The organism is Bacillus sp. AFS012607, assembly GCF_002558005.1.
GTDB lineage: Bacteria > Bacillota > Bacilli > Bacillales > Bacillaceae_G > Bacillus_A > Bacillus_A thuringiensis_S.
In genome coordinates this window covers 1-1,659 of the sequence record NZ_NTVM01000077.1, presented here as the reverse complement: position 1 = coordinate 1,659, position 1,659 = coordinate 1, and the positions used below count along the sequence as shown (strand labels likewise).

Genomic DNA, 1,659 nt, shown 5'->3' with positions numbered 1-1,659 from the left:
ATATGAAAGAATATGAAGCTCATTTTAGCGAAATTGATGAAAATCCGTTAGGCTTTGCTATTGGATGTCGGAATGCATGTATACTCGTAATTCCCATTTGGACGGTTATTTTTTGGATAGGGAGCAAGATATAAGAAACCGAGAGGGAGATGAAATGAGATGTCAGAAATCCACGTCGGTAAAATGAAAAAAATAGGGAAACTTGGGGAAGACGTTATGCAGCGCAAGAGTGCTTGGTTGTCTGAAGAATTGATGCAAGCAATTTCAATCGCTCAAACTGTAATTAAACCATTAAAGCAACATGATTATTGGATAGAATCCGCTACAAAATTATTAGCAGGAAGTATTTTATATCTGGATCAACGGCATAAAAACCTATACTACCTAGATGTGAAAAAAGTTATTGAGTTCACGGAAAAAATGTATGAGAGTGAAGCGAACTTGGTAGAGGTAGTAAATTCGCTCGAAAATGAGCATCCAGCATATCATATCTTCCATGAGATAGGTCTATATTCAAAAGAAACAAGGGATGCGATAACTGTCACTTTGCTATACATTCTTGAAAAACATCAACGTGAAAAGCAAGGGGAACAAAAAGAGTATTTTTGGTTTCAGTAGTAGTCAGAATAGGAAAATGAAATAGGAAGGAGTGCAATACATGTTAGGCGTAGCTAAGAAGTATACAAAGGTGATTAGAGCGTTGAAAGAACTGAATGAAGGGGAAAAGGTTGCAGGTGTGATAAAAGCTCGTTTTGGAGCTTATAAAACGGTCATAGAAGGTGTGAAAGAAAACGCCAACGATTTTATTTTCATTTTTGATCCAAAAGGTATCTTTTATGAAGATACCCATCACGAAAAGCGAAAACAAGGGTATCACATAATCAAACATGATTTATTAACTGGTTATGAAACACTACAAATGGATCTAAAACAAAAATCCGTTGTGTACATCAGTGTAGAAACGGAAACAAGTACGTATCAAGAGAGAGGAGAAGCATTATCTAATTTTCTTCAGTATCTAACAGAATGCAAGAACATAAGACCAATTCACCTGGTATTTCATCAATATGATTTGTACCCGATCCCTCATATGGAGCAGTTTTTGAAAGAAAGCACAACATACCACATTCAGCATTCAATCGTAGTTGAATCTCAATCCGCATTACAGCACATATACGGAAAAGAGGCAGCACAACGCATCATAACCTCGTATAACACAACAATCCTAGCATGATCTAAAGCACTCGTTCACTATTTCATCCTATCTAGATGGCTAGAAAACTAGACAAGGGAGAAGCGTTTTTCTCCCTTCTCTATCAAAAATAGGAGGCGTTCATATGGGAAAAGAAAAAAGACTCACATTTTATGATATTGCGGCATCACAAGCTCATAGTGTTAAAACTTTTGATGGAAAAACATACGAACTGAAAGGCACCATCGCAATTGAAAATAGCACAGGAAGCATTGAAAAAGTGGCTCAAATCTATTATCAAGTGCGCTCGGTTAGAGATGAACATCAAAACTTAATTGCTAAACGAAAAAATAAACATGCGGAATTAGTAGCTGTCAAACAAAAGTGTAAATAAAAAAAGCGATTTTGAAGTGTGCTGAGAACATAGCACAAAGTAATTTGCTCTTTGACAATTTAGATATATATTG

The 1,659-nt window shown here is 36.0% G+C and carries 3 protein-coding genes; all 3 read left to right on the top strand.

Annotated features, from left to right (window positions below; genetic code table 11):
- Positions 1-159 precede the first annotated feature (159 nt).
- The 3 genes from CN409_RS30785 (at position 160) to CN409_RS30775 (ending at position 1,586) form a co-directional block, all read left to right on the top strand.
- A complete protein-coding gene (locus CN409_RS30785; RefSeq protein WP_074596348.1) occupies positions 160-618 on the top strand; it encodes a type IV secretory system conjugative DNA transfer family protein in 459 nt (152 codons plus the stop codon).
- Between the two features lie 40 nt (positions 619-658).
- On the top strand, positions 659-1,234 hold the full coding sequence (locus tag CN409_RS30780) for a hypothetical protein (protein ID WP_074596346.1): 576 nt from the start codon (positions 659-661) through the stop codon (positions 1,232-1,234).
- Positions 1,235-1,337: 103 nt separating this feature from the next.
- Positions 1,338-1,586: a hypothetical protein gene (locus tag CN409_RS30775; protein WP_000514061.1), complete on the top strand. Its 249-nt coding sequence runs from the start codon at positions 1,338-1,340 to the stop codon at positions 1,584-1,586.
- Positions 1,587-1,659: the final 73 nt, after the last annotated feature.